This is a genomic window from Caulobacter sp. 05L422, assembly GCF_056397765.1.
Genome location: NZ_JBFTOB010000018.1, coordinates 51,581 through 74,380 on the forward strand (window position 1 = coordinate 51,581; position 22,800 = coordinate 74,380).

Annotated in this window: 13 protein-coding genes; 12 read left to right on the plus strand and 1 reads right to left on the minus strand. The window is 69.5% G+C overall.

The genetic code is table 11. From position 1 onward, the window contains the following. Positions 1 to 23: 23 nt before the first annotated feature. The 6 genes from AC1DMQ_RS17360 to AC1DMQ_RS17385 all read left to right on the plus strand — a co-directional run bounded on the left by AC1DMQ_RS17360 (position 24) and on the right by AC1DMQ_RS17385 (position 11,473). Positions 24 to 779, plus strand: a complete 756-nt coding sequence (locus AC1DMQ_RS17360) for a DeoR/GlpR family DNA-binding transcription regulator (protein WP_477034802.1) — start codon at positions 24 to 26, stop codon at positions 777 to 779. A 246-nt stretch (positions 780 to 1,025) separates the two neighbouring features. Further along, positions 1,026 to 1,118, plus strand: a complete 93-nt coding sequence (locus AC1DMQ_RS17365) for a potassium-transporting ATPase subunit F (protein WP_477034803.1) — start codon at positions 1,026 to 1,028, stop codon at positions 1,116 to 1,118. A gap of 28 nt (positions 1,119 to 1,146) precedes the next feature. Next, positions 1,147 to 2,856, plus strand: coding sequence for a potassium-transporting ATPase subunit KdpA (kdpA, locus tag AC1DMQ_RS17370; RefSeq protein WP_477034804.1), 1,710 nt, complete (start codon positions 1,147 to 1,149; stop codon positions 2,854 to 2,856). A 19-nt stretch (positions 2,857 to 2,875) separates the two neighbouring features. Continuing rightward, positions 2,876 to 4,945 (plus strand): potassium-transporting ATPase subunit KdpB, encoded by a 2,070-nt coding sequence (gene kdpB / locus AC1DMQ_RS17375; protein WP_477034805.1) that lies wholly within the window; start codon positions 2,876 to 2,878, stop codon positions 4,943 to 4,945. Positions 4,946 to 4,970: 25 nt separating this feature from the next. Further along, entirely contained in the window at positions 4,971 to 5,540 is a 570-nt protein-coding gene (gene kdpC, locus AC1DMQ_RS17380; protein ID WP_477034806.1) for a potassium-transporting ATPase subunit KdpC, read from the plus strand. A gap of 224 nt (positions 5,541 to 5,764) precedes the next feature. After that, the gene (locus tag AC1DMQ_RS17385) at positions 5,765 to 11,473 is read left to right on the plus strand and encodes an autotransporter domain-containing protein (RefSeq protein WP_477034807.1); all 5,709 of its coding nucleotides are present in this window, start codon (positions 5,765 to 5,767) and stop codon (positions 11,471 to 11,473) included. Between the two features lie 65 nt (positions 11,474 to 11,538). On the opposite strand, the gene AC1DMQ_RS17390 is transcribed toward AC1DMQ_RS17385, so the two are convergent. Next, complete coding sequence (locus tag AC1DMQ_RS17390; RefSeq protein WP_477034808.1) at positions 11,539 to 11,928, minus strand: helix-turn-helix transcriptional regulator; 390 nt, start codon at positions 11,926 to 11,928, stop codon at positions 11,539 to 11,541. A gap of 31 nt (positions 11,929 to 11,959) precedes the next feature. Between AC1DMQ_RS17390 and AC1DMQ_RS17395 the strand changes: the two genes are divergently transcribed. The 6 genes from AC1DMQ_RS17395 to AC1DMQ_RS17420 all read left to right on the plus strand — a co-directional run bounded on the left by AC1DMQ_RS17395 (position 11,960) and on the right by AC1DMQ_RS17420 (position 22,716). Next, on the plus strand, positions 11,960 to 13,006 hold the full coding sequence (locus AC1DMQ_RS17395; RefSeq protein WP_477034809.1) for an alpha/beta hydrolase: 1,047 nt from the start codon (positions 11,960 to 11,962) through the stop codon (positions 13,004 to 13,006). 60 nt (positions 13,007 to 13,066) lie between these two features. Further along, complete coding sequence (locus tag AC1DMQ_RS17400; RefSeq protein ID WP_477034810.1) at positions 13,067 to 13,423, plus strand: PilZ domain-containing protein; 357 nt, start codon at positions 13,067 to 13,069, stop codon at positions 13,421 to 13,423. Positions 13,424 to 13,619: 196 nt separating this feature from the next. After that, positions 13,620 to 14,945, plus strand: coding sequence for an efflux RND transporter periplasmic adaptor subunit (locus AC1DMQ_RS17405; RefSeq protein ID WP_477034811.1), 1,326 nt, complete (start codon positions 13,620 to 13,622; stop codon positions 14,943 to 14,945). Between the two features lie 9 nt (positions 14,946 to 14,954). Then, the gene (locus tag AC1DMQ_RS17410) at positions 14,955 to 18,092 is read left to right on the plus strand and encodes a multidrug efflux RND transporter permease subunit (protein ID WP_477034812.1); all 3,138 of its coding nucleotides are present in this window, start codon (positions 14,955 to 14,957) and stop codon (positions 18,090 to 18,092) included. After that, the gene (locus AC1DMQ_RS17415) at positions 18,089 to 21,295 is read left to right on the plus strand and encodes an efflux RND transporter permease subunit (RefSeq protein ID WP_477034813.1); all 3,207 of its coding nucleotides are present in this window, start codon (positions 18,089 to 18,091) and stop codon (positions 21,293 to 21,295) included. The genes AC1DMQ_RS17410 and AC1DMQ_RS17415 overlap by 4 nt, the downstream gene beginning before the upstream one ends. Then, positions 21,295 to 22,716 carry an efflux transporter outer membrane subunit gene (locus AC1DMQ_RS17420; RefSeq protein WP_477034814.1) on the plus strand — a complete coding sequence of 474 codons (1,422 nt, stop codon included), beginning with the start codon at positions 21,295 to 21,297 and terminating at the stop codon, positions 22,714 to 22,716. Before AC1DMQ_RS17415 ends, AC1DMQ_RS17420 begins: the two co-directional genes overlap by 1 nt. Positions 22,717 to 22,800: the final 84 nt, after the last annotated feature.

Genomic DNA, 22,800 nt, shown 5'->3' on the forward strand with positions numbered 1-22,800 from the left:
CGACCGACAACAACGGATCGATGATGCTGAAGCGGTACGATCGTCAGCGCGACATACTGAACCTGCTCGAGCCCAACCAGACCCGGGCCATCGCCGACATAGCCAAGGCGCTGTCGGTGTCGGAGGAGACGATCCGGCGCGAGCTGCGCGTGATGGAAGAGGCCGGCACGATCGTGCGCCTGCACGGCGCCGTCCGGTTGCCGCCGCAGGAGATCGAGGGGCCCTTCGATCTGCGCATGCAGACGAACATCGCGGCCAAGACCCGCATCGCCGAGGCGGTGGTCAAGTTCATCTCGGACGGCGACACCCTGTTCCTCGACAGCGGCTCGACCTCCTGCTTCGTCGCCAAGGCGCTGAGCGAGCATCGCCAGCTGAAGATCATCACCAACTCGCTGGCCGTGGCCCAGGCGATCCGCAAGGACAAGGGGCACACCCTGTTCCTGGCGGGCGGCGAGCTGAACGCCGCCTATCAGTCCTTTTCCGACCGCCACGCCCAGGAGTTCGTCAGCGGCTTCCGACCCAGCCTGTCGATCCTGACCGTCGGCGCCGTGCACCCCGAGCATGGCCTGATGGACCACTCGCCCAGCGAGGCGATCATGAGCCGCATCGCCTACGCCACGGCCAGCCGTGTCCTGCTGGCTGTCGATCAGGGCAAGTTCGGGAGGATCGGGCTGGTGCACACCGCCTCGACCAAGGACGTGGACATTCTTGTCACCGACGCGCCGTTGGCCCCGGCGTTCCGGGAAGCCTTCTCCCACGCCGAGGTGGTGGTCGCCTGAAGGGACCGCGCGGGAGCCGTTTCGACCGACGCCGCTTTCACGCTGTCGGTTTCCATGGGCCGGCAAGCTCGTCTTTATGGCGCCCTTACGCGCCGCCCCCGACTCCCGAATAGAGCCCTTACGCCGGCTCGTGGCCTTTTCCGCTCAGCTTAGCGGGAGGCCTTTCATGGCTGATCTGATGTTTCTGGCGCTGGGGGTGGGGCTGTTCGTGGCCTTCGCCGCCTTCGCCATGGGTTTGAGGCGCGTTTGACCATGCTGGTGAGCGTGCTTTGGGGCGCCGGGGCGATCGTCGTCGCGGTCTACATGGTCGCGGCGATGCTGCGGCCCGACAAGTTCTGACGGAACCCCCATCTCAAAAGGAATGGCCATGAATTGGCAAGGCTGGGCGGAAATCGCCCTGACGCTGGGGCTGGCGGTCGCTATCGGCTGGCCCATCGGCGTCTACATGTCGCGCGTCTGGAACGGCGAACGCACCTGGCTCGACCCGGTGCTTCGGCCGTTCGAGGCGTTTTTCTACACCGCCTGCGGGGTCGATCCGAAGAAGAGCCAGAGCTGGTACGGCTACGCCGGGGCGCTGCTGGCCTTCAACCTGGTCGGCTTCCTGATCACCTACGGCGTCCTGCGCCTGCAGGGCGTGTTGCCGCTGAACCCGCAGGGCTTCCCGGCGCTCTCCGAGCACCTGTCGTTCAACACCGCCATCAGCTTCGTGACCAACACCAACTGGCAGAGCTATGCCGGCGAGACGACCATGTCGACGTTCAGTCAGATGATCGTTCTGACCGTGCAGAACTTCGTTTCGGCCGCCACCGGCGCGACCGTGGCCGCCGCCCTGGCGCGGGCCTTCATCGCCAATCGCGGCGAGGGTGTCGGCAACTTCTGGGCCGACCTGATCCGCACCACGCTCTATGTGCTGCTGCCGTTGTCGTTCGTATTGGCGATCGCCCTGGTCGCCCTGGGCCTGCCCCAGACCCTGGCCGCGAGCGTCACCGCCCACACCCTGGAAGGCGTCGATCAGAAGATCTCGCTCTACGCCGTGGCCTCGCAGGAGGCCGTCAAGATGCTGGGCATCAACGGCGGCGGCATCTTCAACGCCAACTCGGCCCACCCGTTCGAGAACCCCACGCCGTTGACCAACCTGATCACGGCCGTGTCGATCAACGTGCTGGGCTGGGCGGCCTTCTTCGCCTTCGGCCGCTCGGTCTTGGCCAGGAAGGACGTCCGCGCCCTGGTCATCGCCGCCAGCGTCCTGCTGTTCGCCGCCGCCGCCGGCATCTACGCCGCCGAGGTCCAACCGGCTCCGGCCCAGGTGGCCGCCGGCGTCGACACCAGCGTCAACATGGAAGGCAAGGAAATCCGCTTCGGCGCGCCGGCCACGGCCGCCTGGGCCGCCATGACCACGGGGGCCTCCAACGGCTCGGTCAACGGCATGCATTCCAGCCTGATGCCCCTGGGCGGCGGGATCGCCATGTTCCTGATGCACCTGGGCGAGATCCTGCCCGGCGGCATCGGTTCCGGCATCGCGGTGATGGTCGTGATGGCCGTGCTGGCGGTGTTCGTCGCCGGCCTCATGGTGGGCCGCACGCCGGAGTACTTGGGCAAGAAGATCGAGGCCAAGGAGGTCAAGCTCTCGATCCTCGCGGTGCTGGCCATCCCGGTCTGCGTGCTGGGCTTCTCGGCGATCGCCGCCGTGTTGCCCGAGGCTCTGAAGGGACTGATGCATGCGGGGCCGCACGGCTTGTCCGAGATCCTCTACGCCTACACCTCCGGCACGGCCAACAACGGCTCGGCCTTCGCGGGCCTGACCGCCAACGCGCCCTGGTGGGACACCACCCTGGCCGTGTCCATGGCGATGGGCCGGTTCCTGCCGATCGTCGCAGTGCTGGCCATCGCCGGCTCGCTGGCGGCCAAGCCCAAGCTGGCGCCGTCGGCCGGCACGCTGCCGACCCATGGCGGCCTGTTCGTGGGGCTGCTGATCGGGGTGATCCTGATCCTGGGCGGCCTGCAGTTCTTCCCCGCATTGGCGCTGGGTCCGATCGTCGAGCACTTCCAGGTGCTCGCCGCGACCGCCGCGCACTGATCGCAGAGGCGATTACATCATGACGACCATCGAAACTCACGCCGGGGAGGGCCGGCGCAAGGCCAGCCTCCTGGCGGCCGGCCTGTCCGGGCCGATCCTGGCGCGGGCGACCAAGGACGCCTTCGTCAAGCTGGACCCGCGCCAGCTGACCGGCAATCCAGTGATCTTCGCCACCTGGGTGGTGGCCCTGCTGTCGACCGTCTCGGCGGTGGCGGCGGTGGCCAACCACCAGTCCGCCGGCTTCGCCGTGCAGGTGTCGCTGTGGCTGTGGGCCACGGTGCTGTTCGCCAACCTGGCCGAGAGCGTCGCCGAAGGGCGGGGCAAGGCCGCCGCCGACAGCCTGCGCGCCACCCGCGTCACCACCAACGCCAAGCTGATCATCGACGAGACGACCGGCACGATCATCCCGACCGCCGCCCACAAGCTGGTCCCCGGCGAGGTGATCTTGGTCGAGGCCGGCGACGTTGTCCCGACCGACGGCGAGATCATCGAAGGCATGGCCAGCGTCAACGAGGCGGCGATCACCGGCGAAAGCGCCCCGGTGATCCGCGAAAGCGGCGGCGACCGCTCGGCCGTCACCGGCGGCACCACCGTGGTCTCCGACTGGATCAAGGTGCGGGTCACCGCCTCGGCAGGCTCGACCTTCCTCGACCGCATGATCGCCATGGTCGAGGGCGCGGACCGTCGCAAGACGCCCAACGAGATCGCCCTGGCCGTGCTGCTGGCGGGTCTGACCCTGATCTTCCTGATCGCGGTCGTCACCCTTCTGGGCCTGGGCAAGTTCTCGGGCGTGGTCCTGGATCCGCTGGTGCTGGGCGCGCTGTTCATCACGCTCATTCCGACGACGATCGGCGGCCTGCTTTCGGCCGTCGGCATCGCCGGCATGGACCGGCTGATGAAGCACAACGTCCTGGCCACCTCGGGCCGGGCCGTCGAGGCGGCCGGCGACGTCGACACCCTGCTGCTCGACAAGACCGGCACCATCACCTTCGGCAACCGCATGGCGACCGAGGTGATCGCCGCGCCGGGCGTGCGTCCGGAGGCCGCCCTGCGCGCCGCCGTCAGCGCCTCCCTGGCCGACGAGACCCCGGAAGGCCGCTCGATCGTCGAGCTGGGCCGCAACGCGGGGATCGTCATCGACGCCCCCGAGGGCGCGACCTCGATCGCCTTCAGCGCCAGCACCCGCCAGTCGGGCCTGGACGCGGGCGGCATGTCCTGGCGCAAGGGCGCGGTGGACGCGGTCTACCGTTCGCTGGCCCTGGACCCCAAGCTGATCCCGGCCGAGATCACCGCCGCGGTCGACCGCATCGCCCGCTCGGGCGGCACGCCGCTGGCGGTCAGCGAGAACGGCGCCCTGGTCGGCGTCATCCACCTCAAGGACGTGGTCAAGCCGGGCGTCAAGGCGCGCTTCGCCGACCTGCGCCGCATGGGCCTGCGGACGGTGATGATCACCGGCGACAACCCGGTGACCGCCGCCGCCATCGCCTCGGAAGCCGGCGTCGACGACTTCCTGGCCGAGGCCACCCCCGAGGACAAGCTACGGCTGATCCGCGAGGAGCAGGGCAGGGGCCGCCTGGTCGCCATGTGCGGCGACGGCGCCAACGACGCCCCGGCCCTGGCGCAAGCCGATGTCGGCGTGGCCATGCAGACCGGCGCCCAGGCCGCCCGCGAGGCCGGCAACATGGTCGACCTCGACAGCGACCCGACCAAGGTCATCGAGATCGTCGAGGTCGGCAAACAGATGCTGATCACCCGCGGCGCCCTGACGACCTTCTCGATCGCCAACGACGTGGCCAAGTACTTCGCCATCATCCCGGCGATGTTCGTGGTCGCCCTGCCGGCCCTGGGGGCGCTGAACATCATGCGCTTGCACAGCCCGCAGAGCGCGATCCTCTCGGCGGTGATCTTCAACGCCCTGATCATCGTGGCCCTGATCCCGCTGGCCCTGAAGGGCGTGAAGTACCGCGCCATCGGGGCCGGCAAGCTGCTGTCGCGCAACCTCACCGTCTACGGCCTGGGCGGCCTAGTCGCCCCGTTCATCGGCATCAAGCTGATCGACATGATCGTATCCGCCCTCGGCCTGGCCTAGGCCGCGTCCTTCGGAGTTTGAAACCATGCTTTCGCATCTTCGTCCGGCCCTCGTCTCGGCGGGCCTGTTCACGGTCCTGCTGGGACTGGCCTATCCGCTGGCCGTCACCGGCGTCGCCCAGGCGGCGTTCCCGGCCCAGGCCAACGGCAGCCTGATCAAGGACGCCAAGGGGACGGTCGTCGGCTCGACCCTGATCGGCCAAGCCTTCGCCAAGCCGGAATATCTGCATCCGCGTCCGTCGGCGGCCGGTAGCGGCTATGACGCCTCGGCGTCCAGCGGCTCCAACATGGGCCCGCTGAACGACAAGCTGATCGAGCGGGAGAAGACCGACGCAGCGACCCTGCGGGCCGAGAACCCCGGCGCGCCGATCCCGGCCGACGCGGTGACCACCTCGGGCTCGGGCCTGGATCCGGAAATCTCGCCGGCCTACGCCCGCTTCCAGGCTCCGCGAATCGCCAAGGCCCGAGGCATCACCACCGACGCCGTCGAGGCGGTCATCGCGCGGCACGAGGAGGGGCGCCTGCTGGGCTTCATCGGCCAGCCGCGCGTCAACGTCCTGCTGGTCAATCGCGACCTGGACAGCCGAAGAGGGTAGGAACCGACCCGCGCCGCCGCGCGTCGCACCTTGGAGGTCGCGCAATCGCGGTGGCGCAACAGGTCTTCTCGCGCCATTTCCTACCCCGCCCGCGCTCCCGCCGGGATTCTTTTGCTCAGACTACCCCCCTCAAACGAGGGTTGTCCGCTCACTGTGGCCTAGCTAGGTCGAGGGTCGCCGTTCGGGGAACGGCGGTGTTTTTCAGTGGCTGAGTGGGGTGTCACATGTCGGGAATCGAAATCAAACGCGGCAAGTCGCGCGGCGGCGCGCGGGCTCTTTGGCTGACCGGAACGGCCTTGGGATGCTCTTTGCTGGTCCAGCCGGCCGTCGCTCTGGCCGCCAACGAGTGCGGGTCTCCCGTGAGCGGCGTCGTGACCTGTCCAGCCCCCACGACCACCGGCGTCAGCTACACGACGATCGACGACCTGATCCTGAATCTGCCCGCCTCGGCCTCCAACACCGGCGCGATCGCGGTGGACGTCATCGGCGGGGCCGGCGACATCGGGGTTGTGGCGGCCGACATCGCCACCAGCGGAAACCAGGCGCCGGGCTTGTTCGTAACCACCACGAGCGGCGCGATCGACATCGAGGTGACCAAGGCGGCCACCTCGGGGACCGACATGGTCAACGACATGACCAATGACGCGATCGTGGCGCTGTCGGACAGCGGCGCGGTCAAGGTCAAGGCCGGCGAAGTGTCGACGGCCGGGGTCTATACGTCCGGCGTCGCGGCGCAATCGAAGACGGGCGACGTCACGGTCGAGATCGACAAGGTCACCTCCTCGGGCCTGGGCGGCAGCATCGTTCTGGCCCGTTCGCTGGACGGCCCCAGCGGCGCGCCAACGGGCGGCGGCAAGGTGACGGTGGTGGTGGGCGAGGCCTCGACCACCCAGCCCAACGGCGTCATCGGCGCGATTGGGTTCGGCGATGTCTCCGTGACCGCGGGCAAGATCGTCGCGACCGGGGCTCCGGCCGTCGGTCCCGCCGGCCACACGTCGTACGGTCAGGGGATCGGCGCGCGCAGCTACAACGGCGACGTCAGCGTCAAGGTTGACGACCTGTCGACCAGCGGCGTCGGTTTCCTCGGCGTGTCCGCCAACGCCCAGGCCGGCGACGCGACCGTCGAGAGCGGAACGGTCACCACGGCCAGCGACGGCGCCTACGGGATCTACGTCAAGGCGGGCGGCGCGGCCAAGGTCACGGCCGACACCACCACCACCCATGGCGCGGTCACCTACGACACCGCGGTCCACTACACCGACGCCATCCGCGTCGAGGCGGCCGGCCTGATGGACATCACCTCGCAGCACGCCAGCGCGACTGGCGACGGCGGCTCGGCGATCGTGGCCAGGGGCGACGGGGCGATCAAGATCGTCAGCGGCGAGGCCTCGGCGACCGGCGGCGGGATCACCGCCGGCGGCGTCCAGGTGTTCTCCAACGCCATCAGCGCTCAGAGCTTCCTGGGCGGCATCGACATCACCAGCGACAAGGCCAGCGCCGGAGGCGCTCAGTCGTGGGCGATCTACGCCTCGGCGGCCAACGGCGCGATCAGCATCGACAGCGGGACCGCCACGACGGCCGGGGCCGGCGGCCGGGCGATCTACGCCAACGGCGGCGGCGGAGTGACGATCAAGAGCGACGTGGCCTCGACCACGGGCGGGCCCAGCGCCAGCAACGCCGCGGACGCCATCATGGCGCTGACGTTCAACAAGACCGCCAACATCGACATCACCAGCGGCGCGGCCAGCACGACGGGAACCAACGCCCGAGGCATCTACGCCTGGACCAATACCGGCGATGTCGTCATCGGCAGCGGCCAGGTGACCACCACCGGCGCCAACGCCCACGGGATCATGGTCGATGCCGACGGACTGCTGGTCTACGGGACGCCGCACGCGCCTGGCGGCGGCACGGGCGCGCTGAGCATCGTCAGCGACAAGGTCAGCGCCACCGGCGCCGGCTCGACCGGCATCTGGGTGGATCACGCCGGTCCGATCAGCATCGACAGCGGCGAGATCACGGTCGGCAACGGCGTGGGTCTGTACGTCTACGGTCAGGGCGCGGTGGACGTCTCGGCCGACAAGGTCACGGCCGGTGGCACGGGCGTGGTGGTCTATGGCCGCGAGGGCGCGGTGCATGTGACCACGGGCTCGGTCTCGGCCGGGACCACCGGCGACGTGGGCGTGTTCGCCCAGAGCACGACGGGCGACATCGTCGTCAGCGCCGGCGTCACCCGCACCGCCAACCTCGGCATGAACGGCGCCTTCACGGCCGACGGCGTGGGCGCGCTGTCGACCGGCGGCGGCCACGTGGTCGTCAACAGCGTCGACTCCGCCGTGGTCGGTCAGTACGCCACCGCCGTGTGGGGCCAGTCCACCGGCGGGGCGGTCGAGATCAACAGCGGCAAGGCGCGGGCCAGCAGCGCCGGCACCCTGGCCCTGTTCGGTCGCGGCGATCAGGTGACGATCGTCAGCGAGGACGTCGAGATCGTCGGCGCCAGCTCGCGCGCCATCCAGGCCCTGGCAGACAACGGCGACGTGACGGTGACCTCGGCCCGCGCGGTGGCCAAGGACGCCAACAGCGTCGCCATCGACCTGTACGCCAGCCACGACGCCAATCTCACCGTCACGGGTGAAACCGTGGGCGGCCTGAGCGGGGTCCGGGTTTCGGCCCTCAACCGGGCCGAGGTCACGGTCGGGGCGGACGCCTCGATCATCGCGCTCGGCGGCGCCGGGATCGAGTTCCGCGCCGTCCCCGTGCCGGGCGGATCGGGCTCTCCGGCGGCCGGTTACGGCGCCAGTCTGACCACGGCCGGCCACATCGGCGGCAGCGGCGCGATCGCCGTGAAGTTCGCCGGCGGGGACGACACCCTGACCCAGCTGACGGGCGCCAGCTTCGCCGGCGCCGTGGACGGCGGGGCCGGCCTGGACAGCCTGGTGCTGAAGGGAACCTCCAGCCAGCAGACCGCCGACCAGACGTTCGGCGACATCGTCGGCTTCGAGACCACCAAGGTCGAGACCGGTGACTGGACCTTGTCGGGTCTGCTGCAGACCGACAGCATCGCCATCGCCTCGGGCGCGACCCTGCGCATCGACGACAAGCAGGACCGCAACGCCTGGATCGAGACCACGACGCCGGGAACCGGCCTGTCGGTGCGCAACGACGGCACGCTGATTTACCAGAGCTATGACGACAACCTCTATGCCGACAGCGGCACGCTTTCGATCAGCGGGACCGGCGATGTCGAGCTGAACTCGGGCGCGATGCTGGCGTCCGGCGCCTGGACCTATACGGGCGTGACCCGGGTGAACGGCGGCGAACTGCATGTGGCGACCGACATCGGCGGCGGCCTAGAGCAGACCGGCGGCGTCGTGGTGGTCGGCGCCAGCTATGTGACCGACGATGCGGGTCTGGGCACGGTGAAGGTCGCCGGACCGGGCGCGAGCGGCGGCTTCGCCGGCGACATCAAGGTGGACGGCGGGCTGTTCTTCCTCGGCCGGGCCGGCGACTACACGCTGACCAACGCCCTGTCGGGCGCCGGCGGCGAGGTGATCTGGGCCGGTGGCGGCGACCTGACCCTGTCGGGCGTCTACTCGCGCACCGGTCAGCTGACCAACGACGGCGGCCTGGTGACCATCGCCGACCTGTCGGCGGACTCGCGCCTGGCCCTGAAGGGCGACGCCTTCGCCCTGGGTTCGGGCGCCAAGAGGACCGGCGGGCTGTCGGGCGACGCCGACCTCGACATCGGCGCCGGAACCCTGACGATCGCACAGGCCAACGCCTCCAGCTATTCGGGCGACCTGACCGGCGCCGGCGGCCTGACCAAGTCCGGCGCCGCCACCCTGACCCTGAGCGGCGCGGCGACCTATGCCGGCCCGACCACGGTCTCGGGCGGCAAGCTGCTGCTGACCGGTTCGATGAGCAGCGATGTCACGGTGGCGTCGGGCGCGACCCTGCAGATCGGCGACGGCGGCACGACCGGCGCGCTGATCGGCGACCTGGCGATCGCCGGCACGGCGGTCTTCAACCGCTCGGACGAATACGACTTCGGCGGCGACATCACCGGCGCGGGCGAACTGGTCAAGCTGGGGGTGTCGCGCCTGACCCTCTCGGGCCAGTACGGCTTCACCGGCACGACCACGGTCCAGGGCGGTTCGGTGCGGATCCTGCACCTGCCGCAGACCGCCGAGGTCCAGGTCGACAACGGCGTGTTGGACCTCAGCGGCCTGACCCAGACCATCACCAACCTCAGCGGCGGCGCGACGGGCGAGGTCGACATCGACGGCGGGGCCCTGACCGTCAACCAGTTGGGCAGCACCACCTTCGCCGGCGCGATCACGGGCTCGGGCTCGTTCACGATCACCGGCGGAGGCGTGATCGAGCTGACCGGCGCCAACACCTACACCGGCCCGACCACGGTCGGCGTCGGCAAGCTGAAGGTCAACGGCTCGGTGACGTCCGACGTCACGGTCGGCGCGTCGGGCGCCCTGGGCGGCTCCGGGACGATCGGCGGCGACGTGATCGTGCAGAGCGGCGGCCAGGTCACGCCCGGCAATTCGCCCGGCACCCTGACCGTGGCCGGCGACTTCACCTTCACCACCGGCTCGACCTACCAGGTCGAGGTGCTGCCGACCGGCGAGCACGACCTGATCGTCGTGGGCGGCGCCACCACCATCCAGACCGGCGCCAACGTCGCCGTGCTGGCCGGCGGTCCGGCCTCGCAGTACGCCCGGCTGAGCCAGTACGGCATCCTGAACTCGGCGGGCGGCATCACGGGCCGGTTCTCCGGCGTCACCAGCGACATGGCGTTCCTGACGCCCAGCCTGACCTACACGGCCAACGCCGTGCGCCTGAACCTGCTGCGCAATGACATCCGTTTCGCCGGCTTCGCCACGACCCCGAACCAGGCCCACGTGGCCGCGGCCGCCGAAGCCCTGGGCCTGGGAGCGCCGGTCTACGACGCCCTCGTCACCCAGAACGCGGCGGGCTCGGTCCAGGCCTACAACGCTATGGACGGCCAGATCCATGCCGACGTCTCCACCGTCCTGGCGGGCGAGGCGGGACGCCTGCGCGAGGCGATCCAGGCGCGCAGCTCGACCTCGGCGGACGTCGCCGGCGGCTGGGGCGACGTCCTGGCGGGCTGGAGCCATGTCGACGACGGCGCGGGCGCGGCGGGCCTGAAGGTCAGCGGCTCGGGCCTGGTGGTCGGCGGCGACAAGATGCTGGGCGACACCCGCCTGGGCCTGGCGGCCGCCTATGGCGAAGGTCAAGCCAGGGTGTCGGCGCGCGGCAGCCGCGTCGAGAGCACCGGCGGTCAGGTCGCGGCCTACGCCGCCACCACCTTCGGACCCCTGCGCGCCAATCTGGGCGGCGCCTACGCCTGGTCGTCGGTCGACGCCGAGCGGGTGGCGCAGTTCCCGGGCGTCGTGGACCGGCTGAAGGGCAAGTACGACGCCACCGTCGGCCAGCTGTTCGGTCAGGTGTCGGCTCCGGTGGCGCTGGGCGCGACCTCGGTCGAGCCCTTCGTGTCGGCCAGCTACCTGCGCGTGAAGAGCGATGACTTCAGCGAAACCGGCGGCTTCACGGCCCTGAAGGTGGACGGCGTCACGCGTGAGCTCGGCGTCATCGACATCGGGGTCAAGGTGAAGGGCGAAATGGGCCTCGGCTCGGCGGTGGTCCTGAGGCCGCGCGGCGCCGTCGCCTGGCGCATGACCACGGGCGACCTGGCGGGTGAAACCTCCAACACCTTCGCGGGCGGGACGACCCGCTTCGTGGTCAGCGGCGCCAAGTACGACGCCGGCGCCCTGGCCGTTCAACTCGGCGTCGACCTGGTGTCGGGCGACCGCGCCCGGTTCGGGGTCACCTATGAAGGGACCTACGGCGACCGCTACGAGGCCCAGGCCATCCGCGCGGGCGGCGCCTGGCGGTTCTAGGAACCTGTTTCCGAGGGCGCGCTTCTGGGGGAGCGCGCCTGGGGGGAGGGGACGGTCGAGGGCGCCTAGCGCGTCCTCGACCGGTCTTCGCCCAGGATCAGGATCAATTCGGCCTGACGGGTCGCTCCCGTCTTGCTGAAGATCGATTTCAGGTACGAACGCACCGTGTTGCGTGACAGGTTCGTCGTCAGGGCGTAGCCGGCCAGGGTGCCGCCTTCGACCAGGAAATAGGCCAGCTTGGCCTCGGCCTCGGTCAAGCCATGGTCTTCGCGATAGGCCGCCAGGGCCTGCTCCTGCGACCGGCCCTTCGCGCGGCCGAAGATCTCCAGGGCGCGGAGGACATAGGGATGGCCGGCCTCCGCCGCCTTGGTCAGGCGGGCCTCGAGGCTGGGATAGACCCGCGTCAACGGCTTCAGGTTGTCGAACAGGGCGTCTTGTTGTTTCTTGTTCGTCATAAAAGCGTGGCCTGGGGAGCGTTCGCGTACAATGGTATCGATTACGACGGCTGTCCCGCGTCAAGGGCTGGTCGAACTGAAGGCCGCGCCGGAAACGCCGCGCAGGCCGTTTTCCGATTTTCGCCAGAAGGCCAGCTACGCCATCGCCCAGCGGGTGATCATGAGCCAGCTGCGCAAGGGCTTGGCCTGTCACGCCAGGGGAGAAGAGGCGTTCGCCGAGTTCCTGCGCCGCGCGCGGGCCTGGCACGACCGTTACGACGGCGTGCTGCCGTCGCTGGAGGTGGACGCCACCTGGAGCGAGACGCCCGACTTCGTCGCACCCGCGCCGCCCACCCGCGCCGACTGGTTCGCGCCCCGGGACAAATCGCCGCGGGGAACGGTCTTCTACGTCCATGGCGGCTCGTTCGTCGCCGAGCGCAGCCCGCGGATCGGCCAGTTGGTGGGACGTTTCGCCGCCGCGGCCGAGGCCAGCGTCTATGCGCCGTCCTATCGCCTGGCGCCCGAGCATCCCTGTCCGGCGGCCGTGGACGACATCGTCGAGGCCTGGCGCTGGCAGAGGCTGCACCGGCCCGACGAGCCGGTCGTGGCCCTGGCCGAGTCGGCCGGCGCGGCGATCATGATGGCCGCCTTCCAGGTGGTGCGCGATCGGGGCGAGCCGATGCCCGCCGGCATCGTGCTGCTGTCGCCGTGGCTGGACCTGTCGCTGCAGAGCTGGTCGGTCATGGCCGCCTCGATCGCCAAGACCTCGCCGCACACGATGGAGTCGCTGGCGATGTTCGCGCACTTCTATCTGCAGGGCCGCTCGGCGATCGAGCCGATCGCCTCGCCGCTGTTCGGAAGCTTCCATGGCTTCCCGCCGCTGCTGGTCCACGCCAGCCGGACCGACATCCTCTACGACGACTCCATGCGCCTGGCCGACAAGGTGCGCGACGTGGGCGGCGACCTGACCCTGCGCCACTGGGCCGACGAGACCCATTTCTGGGAGCGGATGAACACGCCCAAGGCCCGGCAGTCGATCGAGCTGGCGGCGGGCTTCATCCGGCGGCGATTGGATGCGGCGATCGCGTCGCCCCAATAGATCGTTCCCGTGACGGTGGGCGGCGCCATCCGTTAACCCTGCTTGGCTAGGGTCGTTCTCATGCGATCGGACGACGAGAACAGATCAGGTAGTGTCGACCTGCGGGCCCATCCCCGTACGCCGACCAAGCGCAAGGCCTATCTGGTCGATGGCCGGAAGGCCTGGAAGGTCTCGCTCATCGACATCGCCGAGGGCGGGGCCCGGATCGCGGTCGGCGACTTCGATCTGCAGGCGGAAGGCTCCTTCCTGGTGGATTCCATCGCCAAGAAGATCCACCTGACCCGCGTGGTCTGGCGCTCCCAGAAGGAGGCCGGCCTGCAGTTCATCGAGAGCGACGACCTCGACGGGCCGGCGGGCGGCAAGGACGGCGCCGTGACGATCGCCACGCGCTTCGCCTGGCGGCTGAACGCGGCCTAGCGGCCCGCGCTCGCGGCGAAATGGCGGCGCGACAGATTTCGACCCTGAAATGCTAAGGCAACGTGGCCGGGCAACTAAGGCTGCGAGCGACAGCTAACGTGACCGTACCGGGCATCCGATTCGCCACTGTGGCGTTTGATGCTGCGGATATGGCGGCGTTTGCCCGCTCCCCTTGCCCTGCGCGCCTGAGAGCTCGATGACCGAACCTTATCCGCCGATCCGTACCGTCAGCCGCAAGGCGCAAATCATCGGCGGCGCGATCGCCTTGGCGGTTCTGGCCGGCGTGGTGTGGCTGGCCTGGAGCCTGATGCACGCGCCGAAGGGCGAGGGCGGCGCGGGCGGTCCCGGCGGCGGCCCAGGCGGCTTCGGCGGCGGCGGACGACGCGGCCCGGCCAGCACCGTGGCGGTCGCCACGGCCGCCCAGACCGACCTGCCGGTGATGATCGAGGCGCTCGGCACGGTGACGCCCGCCGCGACGGTTACCGTCCGACCCCAGGTGGCGGGCGTGATCACCCAGGTGATGTTCAAGGAAGGCCAGATGGTCCGCGCCGGTCAGCCGCTGGTGCAGATCGATCCCCGCCAGTTCCAGATGGACCTGATGCAGGCCCAGGGGAACCTGACCCGCGACGAGGCCCAGCTGGCCAGCGCCCAGGTCACCCTGGCGCGCTACCAGACCCTGCTGACCCAGGACTCCATCGCCCGCCAGGAGGTCGACACCCAGGCCGCCACCGTCAAGCAACTGCAGGGCACGGTCATGTCCGACCGGGCCGCCGTCGGCACCGCGCGGCTGAACGTCGGCTATGCCCGCATCGTCGCTCCGGTCAGCGGCCGGGTGGGCCTGCGGGTCGTCGATGTCGGCAACTATATCGGCGCGGGCGACGCCAGCGGCGTGGCGGTGATCACCACCGTCTCGCCGATCGATGTCGAGTTCACCGTGCCCCAGGACGACGTGCCGCGCATCGGCGCCCGAGCCAACAGCGGCGCGGCCCTGCCGGTCATCGCGCTGGATAGAACGCGGACCACCACGCTGGATCGCGGGACCTTCTCCACCCTGGACAACGTGGTCGACGTCGGCACCGGCACGGTCAAGGCCAAGGCCCGCTTCGCCAACGCCGGCGGCGCCCTGTTCCCCAGCCAGTTCGTCAATGTCCGCCTGGAGCTGGACACCATCCGGGGCGCGGTGGTCGTGCCGGCCACGGCCCTGCGCCAGAGCAGCGACGGCGCCTTCGTCTGGGTGCTGGGCGAGGGCCAGACGGTGCACAAGCGCAAGGTCACGGCCGGTCCCTCGACCACGGCCCAGGTGTCGATCGCCAGCGGCCTGAAGGTCGGCGAGAAGGTCATCACCGAGGGCGGCGACCGCCTGCGCGAGGGCGGCAAGGTCCAGCTTCCCGGCCAAGCCGCCGGCCGCATGGGTCAAGGCAAGGGCAAGGGCCAAGGCAAGGGTGAACGCGCCGGCCGTGAAGGCCAGGGTCAGGGGCAAGGGCAGGGCGGCGAGCGTCGCCGCCGGCAACAGGCCGAATAGGCCGGCGCCATGAATCCCTCGCGTCCCTTCATCCAGCGACCGGTCGCCACGGCGCTGTTCATGGCGGCCATCGTCCTGGCCGGCCTGGTCGGCTTCCGGCTGCTGCCGCTGTCGGCCCTGCCGCAGGTCGACTACCCCACCATCCAGATCCAGACCCTCTATCCCGGCGCGAGCCCGGAGGTGATGAGCCAGACGGTGACCGCGCCGCTGGAGCGTCAACTGGGCGAGATGGCGGGCCTCGCGCGGATGAGCTCGGTCAGCACGGCCGGGGCCTCGATCATCACCCTGCAGTTCAATCTGGGTGAAAGCCTGGATGTCTCCGAACAGGAGGTGCAGGCGGCGATCAACGGGGCCAACAGCCTGCTGCCGGCCGACCTTCCGGCCCCGCCGGTCTATGCCAAGGTCAATCCGGCCGACGCCCCGGTCCTGACCCTGGCCGTGACCTCCGACACCCTGCCGCTGACCGAGGTGCAGAACCTGGTCAACACCCGCCTGGCCCAGAAGATCAGCCAGGTTTCGGGCGTGGGTCTGGTCACCCTCAGCGGCGGCCAGCGCCCGGCGATCCGCATCCAGGCCGACACCCAGGCCATGGCCAGCTACGGCCTCACCCTGGCCAATGTGCAGAGCGCGATCAGCAACGCCAACGCCAACAGCGCCAAGGGCAGCTTCGACGGCCCGACCCGCGCCTACACCATCAACGCCAACGACCAGCTGCTGAGCGTCGACGACTATTCCAACCTGATCGTCAGCTACAAGAACGAGGCCCCGATCCGCCTGCGCGACATCGCCCAGGTCGTTCAGAGCGCCGAGAACACGCGTCTGGGCGCCTGGGCCAACGAGACCCCGGCGATCATCGTCAACGTCCAGCGCCAGCCCGGCGCCAACGTCATCAAGACCGTCGACGCCATCAAGGCCAAACTGCCGGAACTGGAGGAGGGGCTGCCCGCCAGCCTCGAGGTCAAGGTGCTGGCCGACCGCACCACCGGCATCCGCGGCTCGGTCCACCACGTGGAGATGGAGCTGCTGCTGGCCGTGGTCATGGTCGTGGTGGTGATCTTCTTCTTCCTGCACAGCCTGCGCGCCACCCTGATCGCCGGCCTGGCCGTGCCGATCTCGCTGATCGGCTCGTGCGGGGTGATGTACCTGATGGGCTTCTCGCTGAACAACCTGTCCCTGATGGCCCTGACCATCGCGACGGGCTTCGTGGTCGACGACGCCATCGTCATGATCGAGAACATCTCCAGGCACCTGGAGAAGGGCGTCAAGCCGATGGCGGCCGCCCTGCAGGGCGCGCGTGAGATCGGCTTCACGATCATCTCGCTGACCGTGTCGCTGATCGCGGTGCTGATCCCGCTGCTGTTCATGGGCGACGTGGTGGGGAGGCTGTTCCGCGAGTTCGCCATCACCCTGGCCATCACCATCCTGATCTCGGCGGTGGTCTCCCTGACCCTGACGCCGATGCTGTCGGCCCGCTGGCTGAAGCCGGCCGGCGAGGAGCACCAGGGCCGCATCGCCCGCAAGTCCCAGGCGGTGTTCGAGCGGGTCGAGCGCCATTACGAGCGCGGCTTGAACTGGGTGCTGGAGCGCCAGAAGGCGACCCTGGTCGTCGCCGTGGCCACCTTCGCCCTGACCGCCTTGCTGTATGTGGTCATCCCCAAGGGCCTGTTCCCGACCCAGGACACCGGCCAGCTCCAGGCCCGCACCGAGGTCGAGCAGTCGGTGTCGTACGACCGCATGGCCGGCCTGCAGCAGGAGGCCGCCCGGGCGATCCTCGACGACCCGGCCGTCGAGAGCCTCAGCTCGTTCATCGGCGTCGACGGCGCCAACAACGCCATGCTGCATACCGGACAGATGCTGATCAACCTGAAGGCCGACCGCAAAGGCTCGCAGGAGAAGATCATGCAGCGGCTGCGCGACCGCGTCGCCGCCGTGCCGGGCGTGCACGTCTATCTGCAGCCGACCCAGGACCTGACCATCGACGCCGAGACCGGCCCGACCCTCTACCGCTTGTCGCTGGAAGGCGCCGACACCGCCACGGTCAAGGAATGGGCCGGCAAGCTGGCCGAGCGCCTGGCCAGCGTGAAGTCGGTGCGTAACGTCTACAGCGACGCCAGCGCCACCGGGGCGGCGGCCTATGTTGACATCGATCGCGACACCGCCGCGCGCCTCTCGATCACCGCCTCGGACATCGACGACGCCCTCTACAGCGCCTTTGGCCAGCGGATCGTCTCGACCATCTTCACCGAGACCAACCAGTACCGGGTGATCCTGGAGGCCAAGCCCGGCCTGCTGACCGCGCCGGAGTCCCTGGGCCTGCTGAACCTGAAGACCGGCGGCGGCAGCCCCACGCCGCTGTCGGCGATCTCGACGATCAAGGAACAGACCGCGCCGCTGCAGGTGACCCACGTCTCGCAGTTCCCGGCCACCACGATCGGCTTCGACACCGCGCCCGGCGTCTCGCTGGGCAAGGCGGTCGACGACATCCGCGCGGCGATGAAGGACATCGACATGCCCGTGTCGGTCACCCACACCTTCCTGGGCGCGGCGGGGGCCTATGAGAACTCGCTCAGCAACCAGCTGTGGCTGATCCTGGCGGCCATCGTCTGCGTCTACATCGTGCTGGGCGTGCTCTACGAGAGCTACATCCACCCGCTGACCATCCTGTCGACCCTGCCGTCGGCGGGGGTGGGGGCGCTGCTGGCCCTGTGGATCACCGGCAACGACCTGGGCGTGATCGGCATCATCGGCATCATCCTGCTGATCGGCATCGTCAAGAAGAACGCGATCATGATGATCGACTTCGCGATCGACGCGCAACGCAACGAGGGCAAGAGCCCGCGCGACGCCATCTTCCAGGCCGCCATCCTGCGCTTCCGCCCGATCCTGATGACCACCCTGGCGGCTCTGTTCGCGGCCATCCCGCTGATGCTGAGCTTCGGCGAGGGCGGCGAGCTGCGCCGGCCGCTGGGCATCGCCATCTTCGGCGGCCTGCTGGTCAGCCAGTTGCTGACCATGTTCACCACCCCGGTGATCTACCTGGCCTTCGACCGGTTCGCTCCGGCCGACAGGGGAATCCACCGCGAGCGTGACGACCATGTCGCGCCGGATCGCGCTGATCCGGACCCGATCCCGGGGGCGCCGTCGTGAACCTTTCGGCGCCCTTCATCCGGCGGCCGGTGGCGACAGTCCTGCTGACCATCGGCATCGCCATGGCCGGGATCGCCGCCTTCTTCGTGTTGCCGGTTTCGCCCCTGCCGCAGGTGGACTATCCGACCATCTCGGTCTCGGCCAACCTGTCGGGGGCCAGTCCCGAGACCATGGCCTCCAGCGTCGCCACGCCGCTGGAGCGGCGGCTGGGGACCATCCCCGGCGTCACCGAGATGACCTCGCAGAGCAACACCGGCTCGGCCCGGGTCACGCTGCAGTTCGACCTCAACCGCAACATCGACGGCGCGGCCCGCGAGGTGCAGGCCGCCATCAACGCCGCCCGCTCGGACCTGCCGGCCACGCTGCGCAGCAACCCCAGCTACCGCAAGCAGAACCCATCCGACGCCCCGGTGATCATCCTGGCCCTGACCAGCGACACCAAGACCCCGGGCCAGATCTACGACGCGGTGTCCAACATCGTCTCCCAACGCCTGGCCCAGGTGACCGGGGTGGGCGACGTCGAGATCGGCGGCGGCTCGCTGCCGGCCGTGCGGGTGTCGGTCAATCCGTTCCTGCTCAACAAGTACGGCATCGCCCTGGAGGACGTGCGCGCGGCGGTGCAGTCGGCCAACGCCAACCGGCCCAAGGGCCAGGTGGAGGGGGCAGGGCGGCGGTTCCAGGTCTACACCAGCCCCGGAGGGCGCAAGGCGGCCGACTATGCGGGCCTGGTCGTGGCCTGGCGCGGCGACGCCCCGGTGCGGCTGATGGACGTGGCCGAGGTCACCGACAGCGTCGCCGACACCCGCACCCTTGGCCTGTTCAACGGCAAGCCGGCGATCATCATCCTGGTCACCCGCCAGCCGGGGGCCAACATCATCCAGACCGTCGACAGCGTCCGCGCCACCTTGCCCGAGCTGCGCGCCCAACTGCCGGGCGACATCCAGGTGCAGGTGGCCAGCGACAGCACCAACTCGATCCGCGCCTCGTTGCACGAGATCGAGGTGACCCTGCTGATCTCGATCGCGCTGGTGGTGCTGGTGGTCAGCGCCTTCCTGCGCAGCGCCCGGGCCACCTTCATCCCGGCGGCGGCGACCATCGTCTCGCTGCTGGGCACGTTCGGGGTGATGTACCTGCTGGGCTTCTCGCTCAACAACCTGTCGCTGATGGCCATCACCGTGGCGACAGGCTTCGTGGTCGACGACGCCATCGTCGTGCTGGAGAACACCCAGCGCCACATCGAGAAGGGCATGGACCGCTTCAAGGCCGCCCTGCTGGGCGCGCGCGAGGTGGGGTTCACGGTGCTGTCGATCAGCATCTCGCTGGTCGCGGTGTTCATCCCGCTGCTGTTCATGGGCGGCCAGGTGGGGCGCCTCTTCCGCGAGTTCGCCGTCACGCTGTCGGCGGCGGTGATGATCTCGCTGGTCATCTCGCTGACCACCACGCCGATGATGTGCGCCTACCTGCTGCGTCCGCCCAAGGAAGGCCAGCAGGAGGGCCGCATCGCCCGCTGGTTCGAAGCCGGCTTCAATCGTGTCCACAAGACCTACGAATACAGCCTCGACTGGGCCCTGGCCGCCAAGCCGCTTGTGATGCTGATCCTGGTGGTGGCGATCGGCCTGACCGCCTGGCTCTACGTCGCCATGCCCAAGGGCTTCTTCCCGCAGCAGGACAGCGGCCAGATCCAGGCCGGGCTGCGCGCCGACCAGAGCGTGTCGTTCCACGTCATGCAGGCCAAGCTGAAGCAGGTGGTCAACATCATCCGCAAGGACCCGGGCGTCGACACGGTGGTCGGCTTCACCGGCGGCAACCGGGCGGGCGGCGGTTTCCTGTTCGTCAATCTCAAGCCCCTGGGCAACGGGCCTGAGGATCGCAAGGAGAAGGGCTCTGCGGTGATCAACCGCCTGCGCCCGCAACTGCAGAAGGTCACCGGCATCAGCGTCTTCCTCAACCCCGTCCAGGACGTGCGGATGGGCGGGCGCCAGAGCAATTCGACCTACCAGTACACCCTGACCAGCGACTCCAGCGACGCGCTGAAGGCCTGGGCTCCCAAGCTGGCCGAGGCGATGAAGGCCCGGTCGGACGTGATGACCGACGTCGACAGCGACCAGTCCGAGAACGGCGTCGAGACCTTCGTGACCATCGACCGCGACAGCGCCTCGCGCATGGGCGTCACGCCGCGCGCCGTGGACAACGCGCTCTACAACGCCTTCGGCCAGCGCCAGGTGGCCACGATCTACGAGGACATCAACCAGTACGCGGTGATCATGGAGTGGGACCGCCGGTTCTCGACAGGCCCCGAGGCGCTGAAAGACGTCTACGTGCCGACGACGGGCGGGACCAGCGGCGGGACGACGTCCAGCGGGGCGGCGGTCAATCCTGGCCTGCGCGATCCCTCCACCGGCTCGGCCCTGAACACGGCCCTGACCCCGATGACGCCGCTGAGCGCGATCTCCAGCGTCGCCCAGGCCGCCACGCCCACCTCGATCAACCATCAGAACGGCGAGCTGGCCACGACCGTGTCGTTCAACCTGGCCGACGGGGTCTCGCTCAGCGACGCCCAGGCCGCCATCAAGCAGGCCGAGGCCGATATCGCCCTGCCGACCAATGTCCGCGGCAGCTTCCAGGGCAGCGCCCGCAGCGCCCAGGACCAGAACAAGCAGCAGCCGTTCCTGGTCGCCGCCGCCATCGTGGCCATCTACATCGTGCTGGGCATTCTCTACGAGAGCTACGTCCACCCGCTGACCGTGCTGTCGACCCTGCCGGCGGCCGGCGTCGGGGCCATGTTGGCGCTGCTGTTGTTCAAGATGGAGTTCTCTGTGATCGCCCTGATCGGGGTGTTCCTCCTGCTGGGCATCGTCAAGAAGAACGCCATCCTGATCATCGACTTCGCCCTGGACGCCCAGCGTTCGCGCGGGCTCTCGGCGGTCGACGCGGTGCGCGAGGCCAGCCTGCTGCGCTTCCGGCCGATCCTGATGACCACCATGGCCGCCGCCCTGGGCGCCTTGCCCCTGGCCATCGGGTTCGGGGAGGGGGCGGAACTGCGCCGTCCGCTGGGCGTCGCCATCATCGGCGGGCTGATCGCCAGCCAGCTGCTCACCCTGATCACCACCCCGGTCGTCTACGTCTATCTCGACCGCCTGCGGGGCAAGGCGCGCGACGAGCGCTTCCTGGCCCACATGCCCTCCGCCCCGGAGCCCGCCTGATGTCCGCCTTCAAGCACCTTGCCGTCGCCGGCTCCGCCCTGACCCTGCTGTCGGCCTGCACCGTCGGCCCCGCCTACGAACGCCCGCAGGTCACCGCCACGGCTCTGCCGACCAGCTACAAGGCCCTGGACGGCTGGAAGGTCGCCACGCCCGGCGACCTGCTTGATCGCGGCGATTGGTGGACCCTGCTGGGCGATCCGCAGCTGGACGCCCTGGTCGCTCGGGTCAACGTCTCCAACCAGACCATCGCCGCCGCCGAGGCCAGCTATCGCCAGGCCCGGGCCCTGGTGCGCGAGCAGCGGGCGGGCCTGTTCCCGACCATCGACCTCTCGGGCTCGGCGACCCGGGCGGGCGGCTCGGCCTCGGTCAACTCGACCGGCGGGTCCGGCAACGCCAACCGCTACCAGGCCAGCATCGGCGCCAGCTGGGAGCCCGATCTCTGGGGGCGCATCCGTCAGGGGATAAACGGGGCCGACGCCTCGGCCCAGGCCAGCGCGGCCGATCTGGCCGGCGCCAGGTTGTCGATGCAGGGCGAGCTGGCCGTGAACTTTCTGGGCCTGCGCCAGACGGACGTCGAACTGGCCTTGGTGACCAGGACGGTCGAAGGCTACCAGCGCAGCCTGCAGATCACCCAGAACCGCTATGCCGCCGCCATCGCGCCCAAGTCGGACGTGCTGCAGGCCACCACCCAGCTGGCCGGGGCCCAGGCCGAGCTGGAAAGCCTGCGCCAGACCCGCGCGACCTACGAGAACGCCATCGCCACCCTGGTCGGCGAGCCGGCCAGCGGTTTCCGCCTGGCGGCCGATCCGGCTTGGAGCGCCCGCGTGCTCGAGATTCCCGCCGGCGTGCCCTCGACCCTGCTGGAGCGTCGTCCGGACATCGCCGCCGCCGAGCGCCGGGTCGCCGCCGCCAACGCCGACATCGGCGTGGCCCGCGCCGCCTTCTTCCCGACGATCGGGCTCAGCGCCGCCGGCAACACCAGTGGTTCGGGCCTGGGAGATCTGTTCACGGCCTCGGCCAACACCTGGTCGCTGGGCCTGACCGCCGCCCAGACCCTGTTCGACGCTGGAGCGCGCAAAGCGCGGGTGGAGCAGGCGAGGGCGTCCTACGACGCTTCGGTCGCCGACTATCGCCAAACCGCCTTGTCCGCTTTCGAGGACGTGGAAAACCAATTGACCGCCGCCCAGGTGCTGGAGCGGCGCCACGCCCTGCTGAAGACCAGTTCCGACGCAGCCGACCAGACCGAGCAGATGATCCTCAACCAGTATAAGGCCGGGCAAGTGGCCTACACGGATGTGGTCGCGGCCCAGGCCTCGGCCTTGTCGGCGCGGCGGGCCTTGCTGACCGCCGCCGTGGCGCGGCAGACCACGGCCGTGGCCTTGATCCAGGCACTGGGCGGCGGCTGGAAGCCCCAGGCCTAGTCAAGGCGGCCTTACCAAGGCGCCGCAATTCCCCGGAATCCTTGGCTCGCCACATCTCAATTGTGGCGATCTGCCACACGATTC

What these genes read in the sequence shown, in the direction of transcription:
- AC1DMQ_RS17400 (WP_477034810.1), top strand. Translation starts at nt 13,067, where the DNA reads ATGCGATCGGACGACGAGAACAGATCAGGTAGTGTCGACCTGCGGGCC.
- AC1DMQ_RS17410 (WP_477034812.1), top strand. Translation starts at nt 14,955, where the DNA reads ATGAATCCCTCGCGTCCCTTCATCCAGCGACCGGTCGCCACGGCGCTG.
- AC1DMQ_RS17360 (WP_477034802.1), top strand. Translation starts at nt 24, where the DNA reads ATGCTGAAGCGGTACGATCGTCAGCGCGACATACTGAACCTGCTCGAG.
- kdpC (WP_477034806.1), top strand. Translation starts at nt 4,971, where the DNA reads ATGCTTTCGCATCTTCGTCCGGCCCTCGTCTCGGCGGGCCTGTTCACG.
- AC1DMQ_RS17420 (WP_477034814.1), top strand. Translation starts at nt 21,295, where the DNA reads ATGTCCGCCTTCAAGCACCTTGCCGTCGCCGGCTCCGCCCTGACCCTG.
- AC1DMQ_RS17405 (WP_477034811.1), top strand. Translation starts at nt 13,620, where the DNA reads ATGACCGAACCTTATCCGCCGATCCGTACCGTCAGCCGCAAGGCGCAA.
- kdpA (WP_477034804.1), top strand. Translation starts at nt 1,147, where the DNA reads ATGAATTGGCAAGGCTGGGCGGAAATCGCCCTGACGCTGGGGCTGGCG.
- AC1DMQ_RS17390 (WP_477034808.1), bottom strand. Translation starts at nt 11,928, where the DNA reads ATGACGAACAAGAAACAACAAGACGCCCTGTTCGACAACCTGAAGCCG.
- AC1DMQ_RS17385 (WP_477034807.1), top strand. Translation starts at nt 5,765, where the DNA reads ATGTCGGGAATCGAAATCAAACGCGGCAAGTCGCGCGGCGGCGCGCGG.
- AC1DMQ_RS17395 (WP_477034809.1), top strand. Translation starts at nt 11,960, where the DNA reads ATGGTATCGATTACGACGGCTGTCCCGCGTCAAGGGCTGGTCGAACTG.
- kdpB (WP_477034805.1), top strand. Translation starts at nt 2,876, where the DNA reads ATGACGACCATCGAAACTCACGCCGGGGAGGGCCGGCGCAAGGCCAGC.